General features: G+C 58.1%; 4 protein-coding genes. 1 reads left to right on the plus strand and 3 read right to left on the minus strand.

Features of this window, described 5'->3' with window-relative positions; translation table 11 throughout:
• Positions 1-240 (plus strand): ROK family protein (locus IK083_05625; GenBank protein ID MBR4749032.1); only part of this gene is annotated, 240 nt, incomplete at its 5' end.
• Between the two features lie 40 nt (positions 241-280).
• Here the strand turns inward: IK083_05625 and IK083_05630 are convergent.
• The 3 genes from IK083_05630 to IK083_05640 form a co-directional block, all read right to left on the minus strand.
• On the minus strand, positions 281-1405 hold the full coding sequence (locus IK083_05630; protein ID MBR4749033.1) for a hypothetical protein: 1125 nt from the start codon (positions 1403-1405) through the stop codon (positions 281-283).
• A gap of 52 nt (positions 1406-1457) precedes the next feature.
• Positions 1458-3644 (minus strand): DUF4038 domain-containing protein, encoded by a 2187-nt coding sequence (locus tag IK083_05635; protein ID MBR4749034.1) that lies wholly within the window; start codon positions 3642-3644, stop codon positions 1458-1460.
• 1 nt (position 3645) lies between these two features.
• The coding region (locus IK083_05640) for a class I SAM-dependent DNA methyltransferase (GenBank protein ID MBR4749035.1) at positions 3646-5153 on the minus strand (1508 nt) is incomplete at its 5' end.

The following is a 5153-nucleotide window of genomic DNA, read 5'->3' on the forward strand; positions in this document are numbered from 1 at the left end:
GGTGAAAAGCTGGGAGAGGGCTTGTCCCTGCTCATAGACATACTCAATCCCGAGGTCATCGTCATAGGCAGCGTGTTTGCCCGCAACGTGGACCTCTTCAAGCCCGCTGCCATGAGAGCCATAGAAAGAGAGACCATCTCTTACTCCCGGGCAGCCGTCAGGCTGGAGCCGGCGGCCCTGGGAGACAGCATAGGCGACTACGCCGCCATATGCTTGGCTATGGAAGCGGAGAAAAAATAAAGGCTGCAAAAAATGCCGGACTCTATGGTCCGGCATTTTTTTATTCTTCTATGAATACAGTCTTGGCAGGCTCCGCTTCGTCTCTCTTCCATCTGTATTTGGTCTTGACCCGGCAGACGGTGTTTTGCCTGTCCATGAGATAGACCTCCTGGACGGTCACCAGACTGTAGATCTTTTCGTCGGGGATACTGGTGATATCAAAGGTCTGCATGGGGGAGACCGTGGCCTTGGCCGCCGTCAGCAGCTTGCCTTTGGAGTTATAGATGCCCAGCGCTTCCAGAGTCTCGGAGTATTTTTCCAGACTGTAGAGCCGCAGCTTTTTGTCGGTGGATATCACGCAGGCGTTGTAGTTGCCCGTGAGGCGTACCACCGGGGTGTAGCCCTTGAAGAGCTCCATGGGGTCGATGAGATATGAGTATTTGCCCTTGCCGCCGGCAAAGGTGCCCAGATGGACCGCCAGTCCTCCCTCGGTGGCAGCGCTGACGCATAAGTCGTCTATGCCGTCGCCGTTGACGTCAGTGACCCGGAGCGCGGGATCCTCGCCGCCGTCCAGCTTGAAGTTGAATTCTCCCTGAAGTATCTCCCGGGTCTCGCCGTCCTCGGCAAAGAGATACAGCTTGCTGTAGCCTTTGTCGGCAGGTCTGCCCACCAGGAGCACCCGGTCCCGGGTGCCGTTGCCGTTGACGTCGCCGTAGGCTGTCTGTATGAGGATGGTGTCCCTGGGCACCTGATACAGCTCATAGTCGGCAAAATCCGAGCGGGTGATGACAAAGCCGGCCGCGTTGTCGTCCATAAACATGGACCAGAAGAGACCGTCCTTATAATAGTGGCTGGTGTTGGGCTCGCCCTCAGTGGACAGATTGTAGTTGTCCGGCTCTCCCAGCTCCGCGGCCACGTTCCTTTTGATGGCTTCAAAATCGGCCTTGTTGTCAAAGGCCGCCTTGACGGCTGTGATGACGCCGTCCCGGGACTGCAGCTGGATGGTGGCAGGCTCTCCGAACCAGGTCTTGTCCGTAAACACCACGGAGCCGTCGTCCGCCGCCTTTACCCCGTAGATCTCCTCTGCCAGAGACACCTTTTTGCCTATGAGCCCCGTCAGAGGTTCCTCTGCTGCCAGCGGCAGGGCTGCCAGCAATACCAGCAAAGCCGATAGTATCTTGTTCATATTTCTCTCCTTTTGACTGCGCCCCGGGACCATGCCGGGCTGCTCTCAGCGTTTAGCGGGCATAGAGCTCCAGCTCTGCGATGGTCTTGGGCGTATCCTTGTCGGCGCTGCGGAAGACCAGCACCGTGATGTATCTGTATTTGCCGCGAAGGCTCCTGGAAAAGACGAATCTGCCTCCCTGTTGGTCCCCGGACAGCATGCGCTTGCCGCCTGTCTTGGTGTCCGCCAGGATGGTCTGATCTGTCCCGTCAACGGAGCCCATGATCCTGACGTGGGGGTCAAAGGAGCCCTTGCCGAATATGATGCGCAGCCCTGTGACGGACTTTTTCTCCCGCAGGTCGCATATGATGGTCTGGGTGGCCTCCGGCGCAAAGGGTATCCACTCTGTCTCTGTGTCCCCGTCAGTGAGGGCCCGGTCCGTGTTTAAGAGGCCCTCCTTGCCGTAAACTGCGCTGCCGAGGCAGGTGATAACGGGCTTTTGCAGTTTGCCGGGGAAGGAGACCGGGATATCTGTCTGCTCCTCCTTGTCCGAGTAGTCCGGCAGGGCTTCAGTGGGCCGCGCCCGGACGTTGCGGCTCGTGAGCAGAAAGACCCAGTCGCTCTCGTTGGGCTTCTCCGGCACCCGATAGGCGCCGTCCGCGGCCCGGATATTGGAGCCTGCGGGTATATATTTGCCCGTGAGAGGGTCGTACCAAAAGGCTTTGTAGCGCTGCCGGGGGTCCAGACCCCTGACGGAGCCTGTGGACAGGTCGTTGTTGCAAAAATACGCCACGGCCTTGCTGCCGTCCTCCGAGGAAGCCAGGACCTTCTCTTCGTCAAAGTCCGAGTAAGCCCTGTCGTCAAAGCGGGGGACGAGGGTCTCAAAGCCCACGGCCTTCATAAAGGAGGCCAGATAGCTCATCTCAAAGGAGCCGGGCTTGCCGAGCCCCATATACCAGGGTTCCGTGCTGAAGCTGCCCATCCAGCCCGTGTCGCCAATGGTGGACCAGCAGTTGGCCCATATGCCCGTGACGCCGTAGGTGAAGCCGCAGCTGCCGCACAGGACCGCCTTCCAGGCGGAGTGGCGGGAGGCTTCGTAGCCGTTGAAGCCGCCGCAATAGATGTCTTCGTAATTGGCCTCCGACTCCACAAAGGGCTTGGGCCGGCCGTCGGGGCCTCGGGTGTCCCAATAGCCCTTGTAGACGCTCTTGGGGCTGACGTAGGTGCCGTGGCCGTTCTGCAGGGTGAAAAACCCGTGCCAGCTCATGCCGTTCAGCTCCCGGACGTAGGAATTGTCCGCCTGTATGGGGAACATGTGGGCGCTCTGAGGATGGCCGTAGCCGTCTCCGGCCCGGGTGATCCCGGCGGTGCGGACCCAAGAGGCGAACTGGGGCTCTCCCGTGATCTCCTGAGCGGTGATCCATATGACGGGATAGGCGGCGTAGCGGGCGGTGAGATAGCGGGCGAGCCTGTCCAGATCCTCGCCGCTCATGGCTTCCGTGGTGATGGCGTGGACTCCGAAGCCCAGAGCTATGACCATGCCCTTTTCGGCCAGATAGTCAAACATGGCGTCGTATTTTTCGCTGAAGACCCGGGTGTCCGGCTGCTTGTGCCGGATAGCCCACATGGAGGGCTCGGGATTGATCCCCAGCTGGCCGCCGCCGTCGCTCTCGGCGCTGTCAAAATAGGTCTGATATACGGTGAAGCCCTTCCGGAGCCGGTCGTCCACCTCGTGCCGGAACTGGTTTGAGCAGGAGCATCCGGGATAGTTGCACCGGGTCGTGGACACGTAGTTGGGGGCCTGCCAGTTGGTGTCTCCCAGCCAGAAAAAGGGAGTGCCGTCGTCATAGACAAAGCGCCGGCCGTCGTCGGAAATGCGCACGAAGCCGCGCCTGTCCAGCTCGGTCTTGCGGTCGTTTGGCACGGCGTTGATGGTGCCCCCGGCGCCTTCCAAGCCCCGGTTGTCCTTGTCGGAGCAATGGACCACGTAGTTCCAGTGCCCGAGCCTGGTGGGGGCAAAGCGCACCCTCCACTCGTCTCCTCCGTTCCAAAAGCCGTAGAGCCTGACGGTCTCTCCGCTCTCGTGAGTGAAGACCGCCTCTATCTCCGCCTCGGCGTAGGGGTTGTCATAGTGCTTCTGACTGAACACGCGCACGTCGTAAGTGTGCCACAGAGGGACCCGGGGCAGGGGCTTGGCCCCCGCCTGCCCGGCAAGGAGCACAAGAACCGTGAGCGTCATCCAGATAAGCATGATCTTCATATCATTCACCAAACTCCCGTATTTTGTCGCTGTACAGCCTGAAAAGATGTGACACTATCTTTTCTTCGTCGCCGCCGAAGTCAACACCGTAGGCATCCTCCACCGCCCGGTCGTTGGCCGTGTGCGCCTCTTTCAGGCTGGCAGGCATCAGGTCCGGGTCGTAGAGCTCCGCCAAAGTGTTGGAAAAGGTCTTTCTCACGTCGAGAATGTGTTGCGCCGCCTCCTCTATTCTTGCCATTTGTTCTTCCGATGGCTCCGGCCAAACGAAGTTATTATATACTATGTTGTTTGAGTAACTATAGTCATTTTTCAGCCTTCCTGCTACCCTGCGCATCCAGGCATTGTGGAATTGTGAAGTGAGCACTCCGAAGTGGTAGAGTCTGGCATTGGGGATCAATTTTGTCTTATTGCTGCAAAGATTATCAGGCGTGATATAGCCTATCGGGATATAATCTCTTCTTTCGGAGGATACCTCTGGAATAATGATCGAATTGCCGGCTGGCATGTTTTCCACATGGTAATTTCTCGGCTTTTGCGCTAGCATCCGTGTTTGCGCGCTGGTGCTGGCAAGCCTGTATTCCCGCACCTTGTTTATCCGCTCCATACAGAGAGGCAGTCCCAGAAGCTCCTGCTCCGACGCGGGAGCCAGATACAGGATATACCGTTTTTTCCCGTGCAGAAACTCTTCGGCCCCTATGAAGGGGTGCATGAACCGGGCCGCCCCGGGCTCCCGGCGCAGAAACTCGTCTTTTTCTTCTTCCGTAAAAATATAATTGCCGCCGTCTATAGGCTTGTTGCCTATGCCAATTTCAGGAATGTGGCACAGAGGCGTATTCCGGCTCCATATAAATACATCCGGGGCATTGGCCAAATAAGGGTTAATCCGTTGGGGATGCAAAATGGTGGCTTCCGAGTCCGGGCTGTCGTGATAGTATAATGTTTTGTCATCCACTTGTTTGGAAAAGCCGACTATGACAATAAACACGTGGGCAGGGTTTTCGGCTTCGTTGGTCCAGCGGAAGGTGTTGTGGGCAAAGTCTATATGCACGCCCAGATCCGTAAGGGGCTTCCACACGTTCGCCACCTGCTCGCCTTGACAGATGGAGTTGGTGCTGACGAAAGCCGCCCGGACGGGATAGTCCTTCATATATTCCGCAGCCTTCATATACCAGCCTGTCACATAGTCTATATTGCCGCAGTTGCGGCTGTTGTGAAAGACTTCTTTGATCTCCGCTTTTTGCTCCGGCGTCTGGTATCTCGCTCCCAAAAAAGGCGGGTTGCCCAGTATGTAGCTGCAGCGCTCCGCCGGCAGGACCTCGTTCCAGTCGCAGCGGAGGGCGTTGGCGCACACTATGCGGGCAGTTTCGGTAAGGGGCAGGTCCGGCTCCGGGTCTCTGCCGGGCAGGGGAGTCCCGCCGTTTATCTGCAGGCGGGATATCCACAGGGCCGTCTCCGCTACTTTGACGGCAAAGTCGTTGAGCTCTATGCCGAAAAACTGCTTCAGGGATA

The organism is Abditibacteriota bacterium (assembly GCA_017552965.1).
GTDB lineage: Bacteria > Armatimonadota > UBA5829 > UBA5829 > UBA5829 > RGIG7931.